Annotated in this window: 18 protein-coding genes; 9 read left to right on the forward strand and 9 right to left on the reverse strand. The window is 69.4% G+C overall.

Going from position 1 to position 19,702, the window contains the following annotated elements:
• Nucleotides 1-112: 112 nt before the first annotated feature.
• The 3 genes from BUB97_RS05580 to BUB97_RS05590 all read left to right on the forward strand — a co-directional run bounded on the left by BUB97_RS05580 (nucleotide 113) and on the right by BUB97_RS05590 (nucleotide 2,921).
• Nucleotides 113-1,318: an MFS transporter gene (locus BUB97_RS05580; protein ID WP_073132464.1), complete on the forward strand. Its 1,206-nt coding sequence runs from the start codon at nucleotides 113-115 to the stop codon at nucleotides 1,316-1,318.
• 374 nt (nucleotides 1,319-1,692) lie between these two features.
• A complete protein-coding gene (locus BUB97_RS05585; protein ID WP_073132466.1) occupies nucleotides 1,693-2,154 on the forward strand; it encodes a hypothetical protein in 462 nt (153 codons plus the stop codon).
• A 20-nt stretch (nucleotides 2,155-2,174) separates the two neighbouring features.
• Nucleotides 2,175-2,921 carry a sulfite exporter TauE/SafE family protein gene (locus tag BUB97_RS05590; RefSeq protein ID WP_073132468.1) on the forward strand — a complete coding sequence of 249 codons (747 nt, stop codon included), beginning with the start codon at nucleotides 2,175-2,177 and terminating at the stop codon, nucleotides 2,919-2,921.
• 355 nt (nucleotides 2,922-3,276) lie between these two features.
• Here BUB97_RS05590 and BUB97_RS05595 read toward each other — a convergent pair whose 3' ends face one another.
• Complete coding sequence (locus tag BUB97_RS05595) at nucleotides 3,277-4,668, reverse strand: ATP-binding protein (RefSeq protein ID WP_175562563.1); 1,392 nt, start codon at nucleotides 4,666-4,668, stop codon at nucleotides 3,277-3,279.
• Nucleotides 4,649-5,368, reverse strand: a complete 720-nt coding sequence (locus BUB97_RS05600) for a response regulator (protein ID WP_073132471.1) — start codon at nucleotides 5,366-5,368, stop codon at nucleotides 4,649-4,651. The genes BUB97_RS05595 and BUB97_RS05600 overlap by 20 nt, the downstream gene beginning before the upstream one ends.
• Before the next feature lie 253 nt (nucleotides 5,369-5,621).
• On the opposite strand from BUB97_RS05600, the gene BUB97_RS05605 reads away from it, so the two are divergent.
• Entirely contained in the window at nucleotides 5,622-6,272 is a 651-nt protein-coding gene (locus BUB97_RS05605; RefSeq protein WP_073132473.1) for a DNA-3-methyladenine glycosylase family protein, read from the forward strand.
• Nucleotides 6,272-6,679: a VOC family protein gene (locus tag BUB97_RS05610; protein WP_073132475.1), complete on the forward strand. Its 408-nt coding sequence runs from the start codon at nucleotides 6,272-6,274 to the stop codon at nucleotides 6,677-6,679. The genes BUB97_RS05605 and BUB97_RS05610 overlap by 1 nt, the downstream gene beginning before the upstream one ends.
• 4 nt (nucleotides 6,680-6,683) lie before the next feature.
• Here the strand turns inward: BUB97_RS05610 and BUB97_RS27195 are convergent, their stop codons facing one another.
• Nucleotides 6,684-6,815: a hypothetical protein gene (locus BUB97_RS27195; RefSeq protein ID WP_277614021.1), complete on the reverse strand. Its 132-nt coding sequence runs from the start codon at nucleotides 6,813-6,815 to the stop codon at nucleotides 6,684-6,686.
• A 264-nt stretch (nucleotides 6,816-7,079) separates the two neighbouring features.
• Here BUB97_RS27195 and BUB97_RS05615 point away from each other — a divergent pair, with 264 nt between their 5' ends.
• Entirely contained in the window at nucleotides 7,080-8,591 is a 1,512-nt protein-coding gene (locus BUB97_RS05615; RefSeq protein WP_456306321.1) for a circularly permuted type 2 ATP-grasp protein, read from the forward strand.
• Complete coding sequence (locus BUB97_RS05620) at nucleotides 8,591-9,532, forward strand: alpha-E domain-containing protein (RefSeq protein WP_073132477.1); 942 nt, start codon at nucleotides 8,591-8,593, stop codon at nucleotides 9,530-9,532. The genes BUB97_RS05615 and BUB97_RS05620 overlap by 1 nt, the downstream gene beginning before the upstream one ends.
• 62 nt (nucleotides 9,533-9,594) lie before the next feature.
• Here BUB97_RS05620 and BUB97_RS05625 read toward each other — a convergent pair whose 3' ends face one another.
• A complete protein-coding gene (locus tag BUB97_RS05625; RefSeq protein ID WP_073132479.1) occupies nucleotides 9,595-11,904 on the reverse strand; it encodes an FdhF/YdeP family oxidoreductase in 2,310 nt (769 codons plus the stop codon).
• Between the two features lie 49 nt (nucleotides 11,905-11,953).
• Nucleotides 11,954-13,048 carry a catalase family protein gene (locus BUB97_RS05630; protein WP_073132481.1) on the reverse strand — a complete coding sequence of 365 codons (1,095 nt, stop codon included), beginning with the start codon at nucleotides 13,046-13,048 and terminating at the stop codon, nucleotides 11,954-11,956.
• A gap of 145 nt (nucleotides 13,049-13,193) precedes the next feature.
• Between BUB97_RS05630 and BUB97_RS05635 the strand changes: the two genes are divergently transcribed.
• Nucleotides 13,194-13,391, forward strand: a complete 198-nt coding sequence (locus tag BUB97_RS05635; RefSeq protein ID WP_073132483.1) for a hypothetical protein — start codon at nucleotides 13,194-13,196, stop codon at nucleotides 13,389-13,391.
• A 12-nt stretch (nucleotides 13,392-13,403) separates the two neighbouring features.
• Here the strand turns inward: BUB97_RS05635 and alaS are convergent, their stop codons facing one another.
• Both alaS and BUB97_RS05645 read right to left on the reverse strand, forming a co-directional pair.
• The gene (alaS, locus tag BUB97_RS05640; RefSeq protein WP_073132486.1) at nucleotides 13,404-16,052 is read right to left on the reverse strand and encodes an alanine--tRNA ligase; all 2,649 of its coding nucleotides are present in this window, start codon (nucleotides 16,050-16,052) and stop codon (nucleotides 13,404-13,406) included.
• 103 nt (nucleotides 16,053-16,155) lie between these two features.
• Nucleotides 16,156-16,755 carry an IS5/IS1182 family transposase gene (locus BUB97_RS05645; protein WP_073132488.1) on the reverse strand — a complete coding sequence of 200 codons (600 nt, stop codon included), beginning with the start codon at nucleotides 16,753-16,755 and terminating at the stop codon, nucleotides 16,156-16,158.
• A gap of 183 nt (nucleotides 16,756-16,938) precedes the next feature.
• Here BUB97_RS05645 and BUB97_RS25760 point away from each other — a divergent pair, with 183 nt between their 5' ends.
• Nucleotides 16,939-17,973, forward strand: coding sequence for a hypothetical protein (locus BUB97_RS25760; protein ID WP_139281302.1), 1,035 nt, complete (start codon nucleotides 16,939-16,941; stop codon nucleotides 17,971-17,973).
• 143 nt (nucleotides 17,974-18,116) lie between these two features.
• Here BUB97_RS25760 and recA read toward each other — a convergent pair whose 3' ends face one another.
• Both recA and BUB97_RS26120 read right to left on the reverse strand, forming a co-directional pair.
• On the reverse strand, nucleotides 18,117-19,157 hold the full coding sequence (gene recA / locus BUB97_RS05650) for a recombinase RecA (protein WP_073132490.1): 1,041 nt from the start codon (nucleotides 19,155-19,157) through the stop codon (nucleotides 18,117-18,119).
• 158 nt (nucleotides 19,158-19,315) lie between these two features.
• Nucleotides 19,316-19,702, reverse strand: a 387-nt coding sequence (locus BUB97_RS26120; protein WP_175562564.1) for a response regulator, incomplete at its 5' end; no start/stop codon positions are given.

The following is a 19,702-nucleotide window of genomic DNA, read 5'->3' on the forward strand; positions in this document are numbered from 1 at the left end:
GGGCAAACCCCACCCACCCAGCCGCGCGCCCCTGCCCTGCAGCGGGCGCGATGGACCCCCAGCTGTGCCCTCGCTAGCCTCGCCCCGGAAACGATCCGGGGAAGTGACGCACATGCAGGGCCGGTCGCTCGCCTTCCTCCTGCTGCTCGCGGTCAGCTGCGCCGCCCTGGCCATGGGGCTCCGCCAGTCCTTCGGCCTCTTCCTCGCCCCGATGACGACCACGCTCGGCTGGTCCACCAGCGGCTTCGCCCTGGCCATCGCCATCCAGGTGCTGGTGAACGGCTTCAGCCAGCCCCTCGTGGGCCAGCTCGCGGACCGCTTCGGCGGGCGCGTCGTGGTGATCGGCGGCGCCCTGCTCTACGCGGCCGGCATCGCCGGCATGGCCCTCGCGCCCAGCCTCGCGGGCTTCACCTTCTTCGCCGGCATCGTCATGGGAGTCGCGGTCTCCGCCGCGGGGATGCCGGTGATCGTCGCCTCCCTCACCCGCCAGCTTCCGGATTCCATGCGCGGCCGGGCGGCGGCGCTCGGGACCGCGGGCTCCTCCCTCGGCCAGTTCCTGGTCGTGCCGCTCTCCGGCGTGGCCCTGGCCGGCTTCGGCTGGCAGCCCGCCCTCCTCACCATGGCCGCCGCCGCCCTCCTCATGGTGCCCCTCGCCCTGTCCCTCGCCGGCCGCCCCGCACCCAAGGCCGCCAGCGCGGAACCCGAAGAAACGGCGCGCGCCGCGCTCTCTCGCGCCCTCGGCTCGCGCCTTTTCTGGTGCCTCTTCTTCGGCTTCTTCGTTTGCGGCCTGCATGTCTCCTTCCTCGCGGTGCACATGCCGGGCTTCGTGGCGCTCTGCCACCTGCCGCTCCAGGTCGGCGCCTGGTCCATCTCGCTCATCGGCCTGTTCAACATCATCGGCTCGCTCGGCGCCGGCGAACTCACCCAGCGCTGGAAGCGGCGGGAGTTGCTGGTGGCCATCTACGCGCTGCGCGCCCTCGTCATGGCCGTCTTCTTCTTCGCCGCCGAGAAGACCACCGGCTCCGTGCTCGTCTTCTCCGCGCTCATGGGCGTCCTCTGGCTCTCCACCGTGCCGCCCACCGTCGCCCTCTGCGCCCGCCTCTTCGGCACGCGCTGGCTGGCCACCATCTTCGGCCTTGTCTTCCTCGGCCACCAGGTCGGCGGCTTCCTGGGCGCCTGGCTGCCCGGCCTCATCTTCGACCGCACGGGCAACTACGACGCCATGTGGCTCCTCTCCATCGCCGCCGGCATCTTCGCCGCCCTCATCCACCTGCCCCTCCGGGAACCCGCCCCGGCCCCGAAGCCCGTGGTGGCCTGATCCCGACCTGAGGGCGGTCCCGTCGGAGGGCTCCGCCCTCCACCCGCCAAGGGCCTGAGGCCCTTGGAACCCCGTCTGACTGCCGTGGATACCCCGGATCGAAGGGGTCTCCAGTGGCTGGTGCTTTTCCTGCCTTTGCAGTCGCCTGAGGTCATCGACCTCAGGCGCACCGTCAGCGGAATGACTCCAAAACTGATAGAAAAAGAAGAAGGTGAGGGGTCCGGGGAGAGGAAGAATTCCTTCTTCCTCTCCCCGGGACAGACCGACAGACCCGGCCCCAGAACCCCCTCCCCATGAAACGACCCGCCGCCGGGGTGGACAGGCGGCCCGTCCTCCCCTTTTCTGCGGCCGGGTTTCCGGTTGAGGAGCGTGGCATGCGGCGGGCTTGGGCGAAGTGGATTCTCGTGGCGGCGCTGGCCTCCCCCCTGGCCGCCGCGGACGCGCAGCAGCCCCAGGCCCAGGCCGCGCCCCATGCCTGGCTCTTCGGTTCCTGGACCGGCGGCATCTTCCCCGCCACCGAGACGGACGGCGCCGCCTGCGCCGCCCAGCCCACCGTCATCTTCACCCGGGACGTGATCATGCGCGTCTCGGTGCTCGACGTGCCCTACCGCCAGCGCCTGATCGAAACCGTGGCCGGCGGGCCGGACAGCGTGGAGTTCCGCCTCGCCCCCGCCGCCGCCTCCATCGCCCCGCTTGGCGGCCGCCTGCCGCCGGACAGCGCCTTCGGCTGCGCCAACCCGAACAACCTTCGGGTGGAACGGCGCGGCCCGAACGAGATCGTCTTCCCCGACTGCGCCGAGTTCCCGAGCCCGCTGAAGCGCTGCATGGCGCGCTGACACCTTCCGGGCCGGCCGGCATGTCCCTTCCGGAACTGCCGCCCGGCCCGGCCCTCGCCGCCACCATCGCGACCGCCGCCCTGGCCGGCCTCGCCCGCGGCTTCTCCGGCTTCGGCGCGGCGCTGATCTTTATTCCCCTCGCCAGCGCCACCCTCGGCCCCCGCGTGGCCGCGCCCCTCCTCATGCTGGTGGACAACCTCACGGCCTTCCCGCTCATCCCCGCCGCCTGGCGCGGCGCGGCGCGCGCGGAGGTCGCCTCCCTCACCGCCGGCGCGCTCGTCGGGGCGCCGGCCGGCGCCTGGCTCCTCCTGCACCTGGATCCCGTGGCGCTCCGCTGGGGCATGTGCCTCCTGGCCATCGCCATGCTGGCGCTGCTCGCCTCGGGCTGGCGCTACCACGGCCGCCCCGCCGTGCCGCTGTCCATCGCGGTCGGCGCCAGCTCCGGCCTTCTCTCCGGCGCGGCCCAGATGGGCGGACCGCCCGTGGTCGCCTACTGGCTCGGCGGCGCCATCCCCGCCACCCGCGTCCGCGCCAATATCGTGCTCTTCTTCGCGGCCAGCGGCGTCATCAGCGCGGCCACCTACCTCCTCGGCGGGCTGCTGACGGCCGAAATCCTCCTCCTCGCAGCCATCGTTGCGCCCAGCTACGGCCTCGGGCTCTGGTGCGGCAGCCGCCTCTTCGGCCTGGCCAGCGAAGCAGCGTTCCGCCGCGTCTGCTTCCTGCTGATCGCCGCCGCCGCGGTGATCGGGCTGCCGGTCTGGGGCTGACGGTCTGGGGCTGACGGTCTGGGGCTGACGGTCTGGGGCTGACGGTCTGGGGCTGACGGTCTGGGGCTGACGGTCTGTCCCGGGGAGAGGAAGAAAGGATTCTTCCTCTCCCCGGACCCGTCGAAGGCAGTGCCTTCGACCCATCATCTTCTTCTTCGAGTTTAGAATCACGGGGCTGACGGTGCGCCTGAGGTCGATGACCTCAGGCGACTGCAACGGCAGGAAGGGCACCCTCAACAGGAGCCCCTTCAATGCGGGGTATCCACGGCAGTCAGACGGGGTTCCAAGGGCCTCAGGCCCTTGGCGGGTTGAGGGCGGAGCCCTCACCGGGCCGAAAGGGCCCACCCCCCCCCCCTTAGGCCGGCAGCGTCACCTCGGCGCAAAGCCCGCCTTCCGGCCGGTTCCGCAGCGTCACGTCCCCGCCATGCGCCCGCAGGATGTTGCGTGCGATCGGCAGGCCGAGGCCCACCCCGCCGGTCTCGCGGTTCCGGCTCGCCTCCAGCCGCCGGAAGGGCTGGAACACCGCCTCCTGGCTTTCCTCGGGGATGCCGGGCCCGTCATCCTCCACGCGCAGATGGATCTGCCCGCCCTGGGGCGGCGAGAGCACCACCCGCGCCGTGCCCCCGTAATTGGCCGCATTGGCGACGAGGTTGGCCAGCGCACGCTTGAGGGCGATCGGGCGTCCGCGCACTGTCAGCCGTTCCGGCCCGGCATAGGCGAAGTCCTCTGCGTCGGCATGCGGGCGTGCGTCGGCGGCCTCGTCCAGCACGGTGCGGCAGAGCGCCGCCAGATCGAGGGGGACGGAGGGCTCGGCCGCCGCGTCGTCCCGCGCGAAGGCGAGGGTGGCGTTCACCATCGCCTCCATCTCCTCCAGGTCCGCCAGCATCTTCGCCCGCTGCTCGTCATCCTCCATGAACTCGGCCCGCAGCTTCAGCCGGGTGATCGGCGTGCGCAGGTCATGCCCGATGGCCGCCAGCATCTGCGTGCGGTCTCCCACGAAGCGGCGGATGCGCTCGGCCATGGTGTTGAAGGCATGGGCGGCGGTCGCGACCTCGAAGGGCCCCTCCTCCGGCATGGGGGGCGCGTTCACGTCGCGTCCCAGAGCATTGGCCGCGCGGGCGAGATCCCGCACCGGCCGGGTCAGCCGCCGCGTGGCCCAGACGATGAGCAGCGCCGCCGCCGCCGTCATCAGCAGGAAGGCGATCAGGAAGGTCTCGGAATGCCAGGGCCGAAGCGGCGGCATGTGCAGGATGACGTTCAGCCACTGCCCGCCATCCGGCATGCGGAAGGAGACATAGAGCGTGCCGAAGCGCATCCCCGCCTGGATCTCGCGCGGCCGCAGCCGGGGCGGGCCGCCGAGCAGGATTTCGGGCCGGATCATCCGCAGCACCGGCGGCGGCGCGGGCAGCATCCCCACCCGCACCGCCGGCTGGTCATCGAGCGACGCATCCAGCCCCGTCGGCAGCTCGATCTCAGAGAGGACGAGGCCGCGCCGCTCTGGCACGGCGAGCACCATCGCGCGCCAGAGGCCGAAGACCCGGGCCGACATCTCGCGCTCCGTCGCCGCGCGCTGCAGGTCCACCCGGTCCAGGGCATGGATGGTCAGCCCCGCGGCCTGCACCGCCATCAGCGCCAGCAGCAGGAACAGCGCCGTGCGCGCGGCCAGCGTGCGCGGCAGGATCCGGCGCAGCAGCGCCCTCGCCCGTGCCCTCACTTGCCGGGGCGCATCAGGTGGCCCGCTCGACATCGGCGGCCAGCACATAGCCGCCGCCCCGCACGGTCTTGATCAGGCTGGGATTGCGCCCGTCATCCTCCAGCTTGCGGCGAAGGCGCGAGACCGCGACGTCGATCGCCCGGTCGAAGGGCCCGGCCTGGCGGCCGCGCAGCAGGTCCATCAGCATGTCGCGCGTCAGCACGCGGTTCGGCCGCTCCACCAGCACGGTCAGCAGCTCGTATTCGCCGCCGGTCAGCGAAACCTCGGCGCCATCCGGGTTCAGCAGGCGCCGCCGCTGCGGCTCCAGCGTCCAGCCGCCGAAGCGGATGGCGGAGGGCAGCGGGTCCCGCCGCGCGCCCTCGCCATGGGCCCGCCGCATCACCGCGCGAATCCGCGCCAACAGCTCCCGCGGGTTGAACGGCTTGGCGACATAGTCGTCCGCGCCCAGCTCCAGCCCGACGATCCGGTCCGTCTCCTCCCCCATGGCGGTGAGCATGACGATCGGCACGTCCGACTGGCCCCTGAGCCAGCGGGCGAAGTCCAGGCCGGACTCCCCCGGCATCATCAGGTCCAGCACCACGATGTGATAGCGCCCCAGGGGCCAGGCGCGCCGCGCCTCCCGGGCCTCGCGGGCCGTGGTCACGCGGAAGCCCTGCTTCTCCAGGAAGCGGGCCAGAAGCTCACGGATCTCACGGTCATCATCGACGACCAGGATGTGCGGGGCGGGTTCCATACCCTGTTACATAGCGCGGACGCGGCCCCTGTCGCCCCGGTCGTTGTTACAATCCATGTCGGAACGGCTTCCCGTTGCCGGCTGTTTCACCCGCCCTTCCCCGCCGCCTGGAAATCCGCCCGACAGGTCCCAACTGGAGGGGAACGGCGCGACCCTTCCCCCCAGATCCCGGGGCCGCGCCGCGAAAACGACGGCGGGCGGAACCGCATTCCCCCCTTGTCGCGGCCCCCGCCGCCGTTCACCACCCTTCCCGATGCTGAACCCGCCGGAATGGGCCGAACGCGGCCTCGCCGCCCTCGCCATGGCCGACCCGGCGCTGCACGGCGCTATCGCGCGCTGCGGCCCCCTGCCCTGGCGCCGTCGCCCCCGCGGCTTCCCCGGCCTGCTCCGTGCCGTCTGCGGCCAGCAGATCAGCAACCGCGCCGCCGGGGCCATCTGGTCGCGGCTGCAGGCCCTGCCCGGCGCGCTGGAGCCTGCGGGGCTCCTCGCGCTCGACGACGCCGCACTCTGCGGCCAGGCCGGCCTGTCCCGCCCCAAGGCAGCCCATGCCCGAAGCCTCGCCACCGCCATTACGGAGGGCCGGCTCCGGCTGGAGGAGCTGCCCGGCATGACGGATGAGGAGGCGATCGCGCATCTCTCCGCCGTGCGCGGCCTCGGGCGCTGGACCGCGCAGGTCCACCTCCTCTTCGCCGAGGACCGGCCGGACCTCTTCCCGGAGGGGGACATCGCCCTGGCCGCCTCCCTCACCCATCTGCGCGCGCTGCCCGCCCGCCCCGCCCCCAAGGCCCTGGCCGTGCTGGCGCTGGAATGGGCCCCCTACCGCTCGCTCGCCGCCCGCCTGCTCTGGCATCACTGGCGCCACGCCAGCGGCCGCCCGGGCGCCGATCCGGAGGATGATGGCTGATGCCCCTGCCCGACGACGGCCCGTCCCTGGCCGCCGGCCGAACCATCACCTTCCTTTACACGGAGGACCTGCCCCGCCTCGCCGCCTTCTACGAAGGGGCGCTGGGGCTGCAATGCGTGGTGGACCAGGGGGCCTGCCGCATCCTGCGCGCCAGCGCCACCGCGCTCATCGGCCTCTGCGCCATCCCGGGCCGTCCACGGGGCACCGCGGGCGTGCTGGTCAGCTTCGCCGTGGCGGATGTCGATGCGGCCGTCGCTTCCCTGTCGGCCCGCGGCGTGGCCTTCGAGGGCCCGGTCACCACCGGCATGGGCGGTAAGGTGCGGAGCGCCTTCTTCCGGGACCCTGAGGGCTACCGGCTGGAGATCCAGTCCTTCCTCGGGAAGGACGGCCAGCCCTGGTTTCCCTGACGGCTCAGTAACCCAGGGCCACGGCCATCTCGCCGAGGGCCCAGAAGCAGGGAAAGGCGAGCGCGAAGGCCAGCATGGCCTCGCGCAGCGCATCATTCGGGATGATCGGGCGGGTCGCGGCATGGAGATATCGCATGGCCGGCAATGAACAAAACATGAACACAAGACTCCACTCACGAGTCCGTGTTCGCAAGGCCCTATGGCCCGCCGTGGCGCCCGTGCATCACCCGGTTCCCCGCCACGAAACCCCCTGCCGCCGCCGGGCGTCTTCCCCTCACGCCGACAGCGCCGGTGGAAACTGCCACCGCAGCCCCCCCTCGCCCGGCACGCGACTTGCTGCAACCATGGCGCGGCGGCCCGTTCCCATCCCGGGTGCCGGCCGCGCCACACGGAGGACAGGGTGCCGGCCTTCGACGAGATGAATGAGGGGGGCCGAATTCGCCCCGCCTATGCAGGAATAGCCCGTTACCTCGAAGCCGCCGGAGGCGAGGCACTGGAGGCGAAGCGGCGCGAGGCGGAGGTGCTGTTCCGCCGGATCGGCGTGACCTTCGCCGTGTACAACCAGGGCGGCGACCCGGAACGGCTGATCCCCTTCGACGTCATCCCGCGCGTCATCGCCCGCCAGGAATGGGAGAGCCTGCGCCGCGGGCTGGAGCAGCGCGTCCGCGGCCTCAACGCCTTCCTTGCCGATATCTACGGGCCGCGCCGCATCCTGAAGGAGGGGCTGGTCCCCGCCGAGCTGGTCCTGAAGAACGAGGGCTACCGCGAGATCATGGAGGGGTTCACGCCCCCGGGCGGCGTCTACACCGTCATCTCCGGCATCGACCTCGTCCGCACCGGCCCGGAGGAGTTCTTCGTGCTGGAGGACAATTGCCGCGTCCCTTCGGGCGTCTCCTACATGCTGGAGAACCGAGAGGCGATGATGCGCCTCCTCCCCAATCTCTGCGCCGCCCACCGGATCGCGCCCGTCAGCCACTATCCCGAGGAGCTGCTGGAGACGCTGAAATCCCTCGCGCCCCCGGCCTGCCGGGGCGAGCCGACCGTTGTCGTCCTCACGCCCGGCCCCTTCAACTCCGCTTATTACGAGCACTCCTTTCTCGCGGACGAAATGGGCGTGGAGCTGGTCGAGGGCGCCGACCTCTTCGTGCGTGACGACACGGTGTTCATGCGCACCACCGCCGGCCCGCGCCGCGTGGACGTCATCTACCGCCGCGTCGATGACGAGTTCCTCGACCCCCAGGCCTTCCGCCCGGATTCCATGCTCGGCGTGCCCGGCCTCATGGCGGCCTACCGCGCCGGCCGCGTCACCCTCGCCAACGCCCCCGGCGCGGGCGTCGCGGACGACAAGGCCGTCTACCCCTTCGTCCCCGAAATGATCCGCTTCTATCTCTCGGAGGAGCCGATCCTGCGCAACGTGCCCACCTATATGTGCGAGCGCGATGCGGACCGTGCCTATGTACTGGAGCACCTGCATGAGCTGGTGGTGAAGCTCGCCCGCGGCTCGGGCGGCTACGGCATGCTCGTCGGCCCGCACAGCACCGCCGAGCAGCGCGCCGACTTCGCCGCCCGCATCCGCGAGAAGCCGGCCGACTACATCGCCCAGCCCACCCTCGCCCTTTCCACCGTGCCGACGCTCTGCGAGGCCGGCATGGCGCCGCGCCACGTGGACCTGCGCCCCTTCGTCCTCTTCGGGAAGGAGCAGGTGCGCATCGTTCCCGGCGGCCTCACCCGCGTCGCGCTGCGGGAGGGCTCGCTCGTCGTGAACTCCTCCCAGGGCGGCGGCACGAAGGACACCTGGGTGCTGGAACAGGATCCGCCCCCCATGACCCAGTCCATGGGCAGCGATGGCATGGCGCAGAGCATGGGCGGCATGAGCCAGACCATGAAGCCCCTCAGCGGAGGCCTGGGCTGATGCTGGCACGCACCGCCGACAGCCTCTTCTGGCTCGGCCGCTACATGGAGCGCGCGGGCAATGTCGCGCGCGGCCTCAACGCAACTCTCCGCATGGCCTCCCTCGCCACCCCGCGCGGCAACGAGGCCAGCGAATGGGCCGGCTTCCTCGTCGCGACCGGAACCGCCACCCATTACCAGGAGCTCTATGGCGACCCCGCGCCGGCCCAGGCCGCCCGCTGGCTCACCCTCGACACGCTGAACCCCTCCTCCGTCGCCGCCTGCTTCGAGGCCGCGCGCCGCAACGCCCGCGCCGTCCGCACCGCCCTGACGGTGGATATGTGGGAGGCGGTGAACGACACATGGATCGATCTGCGCAAGCTCGACCCCGGCGAGGCCGATGGCGACCGGCTGATGGGCTTCAACGACTGGGTGATGGCCCGCGCCGTCCTCTTCAACGGCGCCGCCATGGACACGATGCTGCGCGACGATGCCTGGCGCTTCGTCCGCCTGGGCGTGATGCTGGAGCGGGCGGACAACACCGCCCGCCTCCTCGCCTCCCGCGTTTCCGCCTTCGGCCCGGGGGCGGAAGAGGATGCGGCGAACCACGCCCAGTGGCAGGCGCTGCTCCGCTCCGTCGCGGCGCTGCGCGCCTACCAGCACCTCTTCCGGGAACGCCTGCGCCCCAGCCGCGTGGTGGAGCTGCTGCTGATGCGGCCGGAGCATCCGCGCTCCGTCAGCGCCTGCTACGAGGAGGTGAACGACATCCTCAGCGTCCTCGCCATGTCCGAGGGCGAGGACCGCGTGGCCTGCCGCCGCCTCGCCGCCTCCCTCCGCGGCCGCTGCGTGGAGCACACGCCCACCCGGCTGATGGATGGAAGCCTGGGAGGGCTGCTGAACGAGATCGTCGAGGGCAATGAACGCCTTGGCGTCTCGATCGGGCGCTGCTTCCTGATCGGCTGACGCACCCACCGGGGAGGCCCCGCCTCCCCGGTCCCTTTCCCCTGCCCGCGGGGCGACCTGGCCTATTCGGCCGCCATCGCGACACTCTCCTTGCGCACCCGCACCGGCACGGATTTCGCCGCCGGCACCTTGCTGCCTTCCGCATGGTGCCAGAGCGGGATCAGCGGGTTGCATTCGGGGTAATAGCCGCCGATCGCGCCACGCGGGATGTCGTAATGCACCACCCGCAGCCCGTGCACCTCCCGGCGGATATTGTCCTCCGCCACCGTGCTCAACGCCACCATGTCGCCATCGCGCAGCCCGAAGCGGGCAGCATCCTCGCGGTTCATCAGCACCACCTCGCGCGTGCCGCTGATCCCGCGGAAGCGGTCCTCATAGCCGTAGATGGTGGTATTGAACTGGTCGTTGGAGCGCAGCGTGATGAGCTGCAGGATTTCTGGATCGTCCAGATCGGTCTCCAGATCCGTGCGCAGCCCCGCGGGCACGAGGAAGTTCGCCTTCCCCGTCTCCGTCTTCCAGTCCCGCTGCCGCGCCGGCAGCGGGCGCGCGAAGCCGCCGGGCTGGTGGACGCGGGTGTTGAAGTCCTTGAACTGCGAGGGGTAGCTCGTCTCGATCGCGTCGCGAACGCGCGCGTAATCGGCCACCCATTCGTCCCAGGGCACGCGCGGGTTCGGCGGTAGCGTGGCCTTGGCGATGCCGGCGACGATCGCGGGCTCCGAAAGCAGGTCGGGCGAGGCCGGCGGCACCATCCCGCGCGAGGCATGGATATGCGTCATCGTATCCTCGCAGGTGACCACCTGCTCGCCGCTCGCCTGGGCGTCGATCTCGATCCGCCCGAGGCAGGGCAGCAGATAGGCGACCTGGCCGTTGATCAGGTGGTTGCGGTTCAGCTTCGTCGCCACCTGCACGGTCAAGCGGATGCCGGGCCAGGCGGCCTCCATCCGCTCCGTCTCCGGAACGGCGCGCAGGAAGTTGCCGCCCAGGCCCAGGAAGGCCTGGATCCGCCCATCGATGATCGCCTCGCAGGCCTCCACCGTGTTCATGCCGGTGTCGCGCGGCGGCTCGAAGCCGTATTGCTCGGCCAGCCCGTCCATCGGCACCAGCTCCGGCTTCTCGGTGATGCCGACGGTACGCTGCCCCTGCACGTTGGAATGTCCACGCACCGGCAGCACGCCCGCGCCGGGCTTGCCGATGTTCCCGCGCAGCAGCAGCAGGTTCATCAGCATGCGGACGTTCTCCACGCCCTTCTTGTGCTGCGTCAGCCCCATGCCATAGATGCCCATGGCCGATTTCGCCGCGCCATAGACGCTGGCGGCATCGAGCATCTCCTGCCGCTTCAGCCCGGACCAGCGCTCGAGCTGCGCCCAGTCCTGGTCACGGCACCAGGCGGCGAAGGAGTCGAAGCCATGGGTGTGCTGCTGGATGAAGGCATGGTCCAGCAGCGGCGCGCGCCCCGCCGCCATGGCGGTGTCGTCCGCCTCGATCAGCGCCTTGCACATCCCAGCGATCGCCGCGATGTCGCCGCCCGCGCGCAGCTGATGGTACTGCGAGGAAATCCGCGTCTCCTTGCCCGTCAGCATCTCAGTGGGCGATTGCGGGTTGGTGAAGCGCTCCCATCCCCGCTCCTTCAGCGGGTTGAAGGTGATGATCGGCACGCCGCGCTTCGCCGCCTCCTGCAGCGGGTGCAACATGCGCGGCGAGTTCGTGCCGACATTCTGCCCGAAGGAGAGGATGCACTCCGTGACGCGGAAGTCGTCCAGCTCCACCGTGCCCACCGGCGACCCGATCGCCTGTGGCAGCGCGACCGACGTGCTCTCGTGGCACATGTTCGAGCTGTCCGGCAGGTTGTTGTGCCCGTAGAGCCGCGCGAAGAGCCCGTACATGTAGGAGGTCTCGAGCGAGGCCCGGCCGGAGGCGTAGAAGACCGTCCGCTTCGGATCCATGCCACGCAGCTCCGCCCCGATCTCGCGGAAGGCATCCTCCCAGGAGACCGGCACCCAGCGATCCCTGGCGCGGTCGAGCTTCATCGGGTGAAGCAGCCGCCCGATCGCCTCCAGGTCATGGTCCGACCAGGTGAGCAGCTCCGTCAGGCTGTGCTGCTCGAAGAACTCCAGCGGCACGCGCTTGCGCGTGATCTCCCAGGCCGTCGCCTTGGCGCCGTTCTCGCAATACTCGAAGGGATGCGGCTCCCGCGGCTTCGCCCAGGAGCAGGAGACGCAGGAATAGCCGCCGGGCTTGTTCTGCCGCAGCAGCACCGCATTGCCCGTCGCGATCCGCTCCTCCCGCAGCAGCCGTGTCTCGACGGAGCGGAAGGATCCCCAGCCGCCGGCCGGACCGGAATAGGGCTTGGTGCTCACGTTCCGCTTGGTCATGCCGCCAACTCCCTTCCTGTCGCGTCGCGCCGGCCCTGCAGCCCGCGCATCAGATCGGCACCTCTTCCGCCACGCGCGGCTCATGCATCGGGCAGCCGCTGTGCTCCGCCCGGAAGCCCGAGGACATCTCATAGGCCGGCCGGCGCGCCCGGTTGATCGAGCCGAGTGGCCGGTGTGCCGCCAGCCCGTGCCAGGGGCTGAAGGACATGCCGAGGTCCACGGCCCTGGAACGCGCCTCGTCCCAGGAAGGCTGCCGCCCCACGCGGATGCGCCCCACGGTCACATAGGGGCTCTCCGCCTCGGGCCACTCCACGGAGGCATCCTCGACCGGCATGGCCTCGAGATCGGTGCAGAGCTGCACGCGCAGGTCCCACTCGGCGTCCTGCTCCGCGAAGAAGGCCAGCACCTCCTCCCGCAGCGCCTCCGGGCGCCCAGAGACCTCGACTTTGCGGCCCGCCAGCGCCTTCAGCGCCGCCGAGGCGGGAGCGACGGAGAACTTGGCGATGTAGGGGCCGTAGAGGAATGGGGTCTGGCTGTAGAAGGTCTCACCCAGGATGTAGGTGTTCGGATGCCCGCCGAGTTGCGTGAGCGTGGCGCTCTTCCCGCCCACCGCTTCCACCGCCGCCTCAGCCGTCCGCAGCACCGCGGAGATGGCCTTCTTGAAGGCCTGCGGCGTGTCGGTGGTGCGGGCCAGCAGCTTCGCATTGCCGAGGAAGGCCCTGGCGGTAGGCGCCGCGAAGGCGGGTGCGTTGGCCATAACGAAGTCCTGCGTGGACTGCCCCGCGGAGCCGGGCAGGCGCTCGCCCTCCACCCCCACCACCTTCACGGCGAGGCCGCGCGGCACCGAGATGCTGTCGTCCAGAAGGTCTCCCGGGTTGGTGGAGAAGCGGAGCACCACGGGGTAGGTGCCGGGCTTCGCGAAGAGGCCCTGGGCGTAGGCGGGAGCGAAGGCCGAGGAGACGGAGAGTTCGCCGCGCAGCAGGCCGTGGCTCTTCGCGTGCACGGCACGGACGGGGTAGCCGTAATCCTGGTAGGTGGTCTCGGCGATGCCGCGCATCGTCTCGACCAGCTCGCGCACCGTCTCCTCCTCCCCCGGTTCCGGGTGCTCGAAGCCCGGCTGGTAGCGGATGGGGGTGATGGACATGCGGTTCCTCCCGGTCGGGGATGGAACGCGCCCTTGTGGAAGGTGTTTCTGCTCGGCGGAGCGGGCTGTGGCCGTGCGGCAACATCGGCGGCCCGTAATATCACGGGGCTGTGAAGTCTCGATGAAGCGGCGCTAGGCTTCGTCCATGAGCAGCTTCCGAGCCCAGGCCATCGCTGGCCGCGTCGTCCTCGTCCACGACATGCCGGACCAGGTCGTCGTTTCCGAATTCGACGCCGCCGAGGCGTCGACCCTTCTCCGCCAGCTCGAGGACGCGCTGGCGGAGGTCGTTCGCGGGCTGGCGCAGCAGGCCCGCGGGCCGCTGCGGCCGGAGATGGTGGGCTAGACCCACCCCTCCTCAGGCCGCGAGGGCCCCGCGGATCGCGGCGAGGGCTTCGGCGGACTTGTCGCCATCCGGGCCGCCGGCCTGGGCCATGTCGGGGCGGCCGCCGCCGCCCTTGCCGCCGACGGCGGCGGAGGCGGCGCGGACGAGGGTGACGGCGTCGGCCTTGCCCTTCGCGGCCTCTCCCACCGCGACGACGATGCTGGCCTTGCCCTCGGCCGAGGAGACCAGGGCGACGACATCGGCGGTGCCACCCTTGAGGATGGCTTCGGCGAGGGACTTCAGGTCGCGCGGGGGGACCTCTCCGAGGTCGCGCAGGGCGACGCGGAGGTCCGCGATGGTCTCCACCTCCTGGGCGGAGGCGCCGGTGGCGAGCTTGCGGCGGAGGTCGGCGACCTCGCGCTCCAGCTTGCGGCGCTCCTCGACCAGGGCGGCGACGCGGGCGGGGAGTTCGGCAGGGTTGGCCTTCAGGGTGGCGGCGGCTTCGCGCAGGGTGCGCTCGGATTCCTCGACCAGGGCCAGGGCGGTGGCGCCGGTGACGGCTTCCACGCGGCGGACGCCGGCGGAGACGGCGCCCTCCCCCACGATCTTGAAGAGGCCGATATCGCCGGTGCGGGCGACATGGGTGCCGCCGCAGAGTTCCAGCGAATAGACGCCGTGCTTGGCGGTGGCCTCGGGGTCGTGGGCCATGCCGACGACGCGGACCTCCTCGCCGTATTTCTCGCCGAAGAGGGCCATGGCGCCGGCCTTCACGGCTTCCTCCGGCGTCATCAGGCGGGTGGTGACCTCGGCGTTCTCGCGGATGCGGGCGTTCACCTCGGCTTCGACCCAGGCCAGGTCCTCGGGGGACATGGGGGTGGGCTGGGAGACGTCGAAGCGGAGGCGGTCCGGGGCGTTGAGGCTGCCCTTCTGGGCGACATGCTCGCCCAGGCGGCGGCGCAGGGCTTCATGCAGGAGGTGGGTGGCGCTGTGATGGGCGCGGATGGCGCCGCGGCGGGCGTGGTCCACCTCCGCCACGACGGGGGCGTCCTTGCTGGCCGTGCCGGATTCCACGGTGCCGAGGTGGATGAAGAGGCCGAGCTTCTTCTGGGTGTCGCGGATGGCGATGCGGAGGTTGTCGGGGCCGGTGATGGTGCCGGTGTCGCCGACCTGGCCGCCGCTCTCGGCGTAGAAGGGGGTCTGGTTGAGGACCACCGCGACCTCGGTGCCGGCGGGGGCGGTTTCGACCTCCTGGCCGCCGGCGACGAGGGCGAGGATGGAGGCTTCGGCGCGTTCGGTGGTGTAGCCCTGGAATTCGGTGCCGGTGCCGAGCTTTTCCTTCAGGTCGAACCAGAGGGTTTCGGTGGCGGCGTCGCCGGTGCCGGACCAGGCGGCGCGGGCGCGGCGGCGCTGCTCGGCCATGGCGGTTTCGAAGCCGGCCGTGTCCACCGGGCGGCCTTCGGCGCGGAGGGCGTCCTGGGTGAGGTCCAGCGGGAAGCCGTAGGTGTCATAGAGCTTGAAGGCGACGTCGCCCGGGAGGGGCTGGCGGTCGCCGAGCTTGGCGGTTTCCTCGGAGAGCAGGCCGAGGCCGCGCTCGAGCAGGCTGCGGAAGCGGGTTTCCTCCAGGCGGAGGGTTTCGGTGATGAGGGATTCCGCGCGGACCAGCTCGGGATAGGCGGCGCCCATCTGGCGGATGAGGACAGGGACGAGGCGGGGGAGCAGCGGATCGCGCGCGCCCATCATGTGGGCGTGGCGCATGGCGCGGCGGAGGATGCGGCGGAGGACGTAGCCGCGGCCCTCATTGGAGGGGAGGACGCCTTCGGCGATGAGGAAGGCGCCGGAGCGGAGATGGTCCGCGACCACGCGGTGGCTGGCGCGGAAGGGGCCGTCGGGGTCCTGGCCGGTGGCCTCGGCTGAGGCGAGGATGATCGCGCGGAAGGTGTCGGTGTCGTAGTTGTCGTGGACGCCCTGGAGGATGGCAGTGAAGCGTTCCATGCCCATGCCGGTGTCGATGGACGGGCGCGGGAGGGGGCGGCGCGTGCCGGGCGGCCCCTCCTCATACTGCATGAAGACGAGGTTCCAGATTTCGATGAAGCGGTCGCCGTCCTCCTCCGGGGAGCCGGGGGGGCCGCCGGGGATCTTGTCCCCATGGTCGTAGAAGATTTCGGAGCAGGGGCCGCAGGGGCCGGTGTCGCCCATGCGCCAGAAGTTGTCTGACGTGGCGATGCGGATGATCTTCTCGTCCGGCAGGCCGGCGATCTTCTTCCAGAGGGTGGCGGCGTCCTCATCCTCATGGAACACCGTGACGAGGAGCTTTTCCTTGGGGAGGGCGAAGTCCTTGGTCAGCAGGGTCCAGGCATGGGTGATGGCCTGTTCCTTGAAATAGTCGCCGAAGGAGAAGTTCCCCAGCATTTCGAAGAAGGTGTGGTGGCGGGCGGTGTAGCCGACATTGTCGAGGTCGTTGTGCTTGCCGCCGGCGCGGACGCATTTCTGGGCGGTGGTGGCGCGGCTGTAGGGCCGGCGCTCGGCGCCGGTGAAGACGTTCTTGAACTGCACCATGCCGGAGTTGGTGAAGAGCAGCGTGGGGTCGTTGCGCGGCACCAGCGGGCTGCTTTCCACCACGGCGTGGCCGTTGCGGGCGAAGTAGTCCAGGAAGGTGGCGCGGACGTCGTTGCTGCTGGTCATGGTGCGACTTCTGTTCCGATTCCTCGCGGGAACGCGACCGGGGCGTGTAGCCCGGCGCGGGGCGGGCCGTCGAGGGTGGGCGGGGGTGCTGGGGCTTGGGGGTTCATGGCCAGGCCAGGCGCACGGTGCGGGGGATGCGGGTGCGGCCGAGGGCGGCCCTGGCCAGGGCGGCAATGCTTCTCAGATGGGATTTGGCGGCCGCGAGTTGAAGGCGGGTGCGTGGCGCCGGGGGAAGGCGGGCGCGGCTGAGCATTTCGGACAAAAGGGGATCCGGCAGCAGCCAGGGCGGGCCGTTCAGGGCGGTGCGGAGGCCGAGCTGCCGGATGAGGAGAAGCAGGCGCATGCCGCCGAGGCGGGCGGCGCGGCGGGTGGCGCGGCAGATGAGGTATTCGATCTGGCGCAGGGGGTGGTTGGGGGCGCAATCGGCCAGGGCTTCGAGCAGGCGGTGCCAGAGGCCGTTATGCGTCAGGCGGCGGAAGAAGCGGGAGACGGTGTCGGGCCGGCCGTGATGGGCGGGGAGGTTCTTCCAGGGTTCGCCGGGGGTGGAGGCGAGGTGGAAGATGGCATCCATGCGGGCGCGGAGGTCGGTGCGGCGGCCTTGGGGGGCGCGCGGGAGGACATAGGGGGAGAGGACGTGCCACTGGAGGTCGGTGAGGGGGGACCAGGGGCGGGGTGGGGTGAGGCGGGAGGGGGTGTGGGGCATAGGGGCTCCTCCGGTCTCCTGCAGCCCGGAGGTTAGAAGGAATTTAGTCCTTTTGTCAAGGTCGTAGTTTTCGACGAGTTGAAGCGGGCGTACCGGCCGCTTCGGCTCGGAAAGGTCGTGCCCTGCCTTTCAGCAAGCGGCTGAGACGCAGACATCTACATACCCTCACGCCATAATACCGAAATGAGCACAACCCGACGTTCCACCCGCGTGTTCTTTTCTTGGCAGAGCGACCTGCCGCAAGGTCCTACTACCTTGGCGGTCCGAGCCGCGCTGCGAAGCGCAGCGAGTCAGATCGAGGCTGACCATCCCGTCGATATTGTCATTGAGGAAGCCACAAGTAATTCAGCAGGATCTCCGTACATCCCCTTCGAATTAGCAGACAAAATCAGAAGGGCCGATATATTCGTGGGAGACATAACCACCGTCGCCCGGATTTCGGAGGACGGAAAAAGCCTACCCAACCCGAACGTGACCTTCGAATTAGGCGTAGCGTCTGCGCATCTTGGATGGCAGCGGATCATCATGCTTTTCAATGAAGAGCTCGCGACGCTGGACAAACTGCCATTCGACTTTGATAGACATCGAATCTCTAAGTTTCGCATAAAAGAAGGCACTGCCGCTCAGAAAGCCGGAGCAGCTAAGTTATCCGAGCTGATGAAGGCCGCTGTCGAGAGAATCCTGCTGGACAACCCGAAGCGCCCACGGGAACTGGAGGGCATTCCACCAGAGCAGCGAAAGCACGCCCGTGACGTTGAAATGATACACTGGTTCATGAGGCAACTCCACACCGGCCTTCTGGACCAACATATCATGGACATGCCCAACTTTCTGAACTGGCACGCAACTCAAATGTTTGAGGGAATTGACAGTGTTGTCAGAAGCAGTGATTTCAAACTATACAACACTGATTTTTACAACGCAGCGATTGGCCTGCGTGGTAGTCTAGCAGCCAGCCTAAGGTACATGGAACACTATGACGAGACTTCAAATCCGATGCGCCAAATTTATAGAAGACGAGGCCACGACTATAAATCAATCGCGAAGGAAAAGAAGGTTACGAGGGAGATTAACGAATCCATAAGCGAACTTCGCAAACACCTCGGTAACATCATATCTATTATTAGGTCGGACTATTTAGAAGTCGACACAAATGAAACCAACGGACAATACATAAAAAACCACACAGATCTTCAGAAATCTTTCGAACCAGACTAACCAAAACAGAACGAAGCTGCCAAGCAAACAATCATCTTTCGTTAAAAAATCGGAGGATCCGCGAGTGTAATCTCCGAGAGAAACAGCAAAAAAAAGCCGCACCCGGAGGTGCGGCCCTTCGTCGTTCCGTGCTGGCGCGGGGGTTATTCCGCCGCCGCGGCGGCTTCCTCGGCGTCCGGGGTGGTCATCATGGCGTTGGCCACGACGCCGGCCTGTTCGCGGATGCGGCGTTCGATGCTTTCCGCCAGGGTGGGGTTGTCCCGCAGGAACTGCTTGGCGTTCTCGCGGCCCTGGCCGATGCGCTGGCTGTCGGCCGAGAACCAGGCGCCGGACTTCTCGACCACGCCGGCCTTCACGCCGAGGTCGATGAGCTCACCGACCTTGGAGACGCCTTCGCCGTACATGATGTCGAATTCGACCTGCCGGAAGGGCGGGGCCATCTTGTTCTTCACCACCTTCACGCGGGTCTGGTTGCCGACGACTTCTTCCCGATCCTTGATCTGGCCGATGCGGCGGATTTCCAGGCGGATGGAGGCGTAGAACTTGAGGGCGTTGCCGCCCGTGGTGGTTTCCGGGTTGCCGAACATGACGCCGATCTTCAACCGGATCTGGTTGAGGAAGATCATCATGCAGTTGGAGCGGCTGATGGAGCCGGTCAGCTTGCGGAGCGCCTGGGACATGAGGCGGGCGTGGAGGCCGACATGGCTGTCGCCCATTTCGCCTTCGAGTTCGGCGCGCGGCACGAGGGCGGCGACGGAGTCGATGACGAGCACGTCGATGGCGCCGGAGCGGACGAGGGTGTCGGCGATTTCGAGGGCCTGCTCACCGGCGTCGGGCTGGGAGATGAGGAGGTTGTCCACATCCACGCCGAGCTTGCGGGCGTAGCCCGGGTCGAGCGCGTGTTCGGCGTCGATGAAGGCGCAGGTGCCGCCCTTCTTCTGGGCTTCGGCCACGGCCTGGAGGGCCAGGGTGGTCTTGCCCGAGGATTCCGGCCCGTAGATTTCGATGATGCGGCCCTTGGGGAGGCCGCCGATACCGAGGGCGAGGTCGAGGCCGAGGGAGCCGGTGGAGATGACCTCCACCTCCTCGTTCATCTGCTTGCCCCCCATCCGCATGATGGAGCCCTTCCCGAAGGAGCGCTCGATCTGAGAGAGAGCGGCTTCGAGAGCCTTGTTCTTTTCCATTCTGGAAGTGCCCTTCGTGGCGTTCGGTGGACGCGTTTCCGGGTGCCACCGGCGGATGAGGGTGGGTGTTCAGGCCACGTCCTCACGCGCTTGTTACCGGCTGGGGCGTTGGCGCACAAGCGCCGTGGCCGCCCCGGTCCGTGGTGTTCATATTATGTTCAGGGTTCCGGAAAGCAAGTGGATTCCGATGTGGCCGGGAGGTTCGCGACGATTTCGACGAGCTGTGCCGGGCGGTAGGGCTTGGGGAGGAAGGTGATGTTGTCGCGGCCCATGTCCTGGCCGAGGGCGGCTTCGGCGTAGCCGCTGACGAGGATGACGGGGAGGTGTGGGCGGCGGGCGCGGATGGCGCGGGCCAGGGCCATGCCGTCCATGCCGGGCATGGCGATGTCGGAGACCATGGCGGTGGGGGCGAGGCCGTCCTCGATGAGTTCGAGGGCGGTGTTGCCGTCCTCGGCCTGGGTGACGCGGTGGCCGGCGCGTTCGAGGGCGACGGCGGCGAGGCGGCGGAGGGGGGCTTCGTCCTCGACCAGGAGGATGTGGCGGGG

The sequence above is a fragment of the Muricoccus roseus genome (assembly GCF_900141905.1).
Classification (GTDB): domain Bacteria; phylum Pseudomonadota; class Alphaproteobacteria; order Acetobacterales; family Acetobacteraceae; genus Roseomonas; species Roseomonas rosea.

Excerpts from the sequence above, each read along its gene's own strand:
- BUB97_RS05580 (WP_073132464.1), top strand. The coding sequence starts at position 113 with ATGCAGGGCCGGTCGCTCGCCTTCCTCCTGCTGCTCGCGGTCAGCTGC.
- BUB97_RS05585 (WP_073132466.1), top strand. The coding sequence starts at position 1,693 with ATGCGGCGGGCTTGGGCGAAGTGGATTCTCGTGGCGGCGCTGGCCTCC.
- BUB97_RS05590 (WP_073132468.1), top strand. The coding sequence starts at position 2,175 with ATGTCCCTTCCGGAACTGCCGCCCGGCCCGGCCCTCGCCGCCACCATC.
- BUB97_RS05595 (WP_175562563.1), bottom strand. The coding sequence starts at position 4,668 with ATGTCGAGCGGGCCACCTGATGCGCCCCGGCAAGTGAGGGCACGGGCG.
- BUB97_RS05600 (WP_073132471.1), bottom strand. The coding sequence starts at position 5,368 with ATGGAACCCGCCCCGCACATCCTGGTCGTCGATGATGACCGTGAGATC.
- BUB97_RS05605 (WP_073132473.1), top strand. The coding sequence starts at position 5,622 with ATGCTGAACCCGCCGGAATGGGCCGAACGCGGCCTCGCCGCCCTCGCC.
- BUB97_RS05610 (WP_073132475.1), top strand. The coding sequence starts at position 6,272 with ATGCCCCTGCCCGACGACGGCCCGTCCCTGGCCGCCGGCCGAACCATC.
- BUB97_RS27195 (WP_277614021.1), bottom strand. The coding sequence starts at position 6,815 with ATGCGATATCTCCATGCCGCGACCCGCCCGATCATCCCGAATGATGCG.
- BUB97_RS05620 (WP_073132477.1), top strand. The coding sequence starts at position 8,591 with ATGCTGGCACGCACCGCCGACAGCCTCTTCTGGCTCGGCCGCTACATG.
- BUB97_RS05625 (WP_073132479.1), bottom strand. The coding sequence starts at position 11,904 with ATGACCAAGCGGAACGTGAGCACCAAGCCCTATTCCGGTCCGGCCGGC.
- BUB97_RS05630 (WP_073132481.1), bottom strand. The coding sequence starts at position 13,048 with ATGTCCATCACCCCCATCCGCTACCAGCCGGGCTTCGAGCACCCGGAA.
- BUB97_RS05635 (WP_073132483.1), top strand. The coding sequence starts at position 13,194 with ATGAGCAGCTTCCGAGCCCAGGCCATCGCTGGCCGCGTCGTCCTCGTC.
- alaS (WP_073132486.1), bottom strand. The coding sequence starts at position 16,052 with ATGACCAGCAGCAACGACGTCCGCGCCACCTTCCTGGACTACTTCGCC.
- BUB97_RS05645 (WP_073132488.1), bottom strand. The coding sequence starts at position 16,755 with ATGCCCCACACCCCCTCCCGCCTCACCCCACCCCGCCCCTGGTCCCCC.
- BUB97_RS25760 (WP_139281302.1), top strand. The coding sequence starts at position 16,939 with ATGAGCACAACCCGACGTTCCACCCGCGTGTTCTTTTCTTGGCAGAGC.
- recA (WP_073132490.1), bottom strand. The coding sequence starts at position 19,157 with ATGGAAAAGAACAAGGCTCTCGAAGCCGCTCTCTCTCAGATCGAGCGC.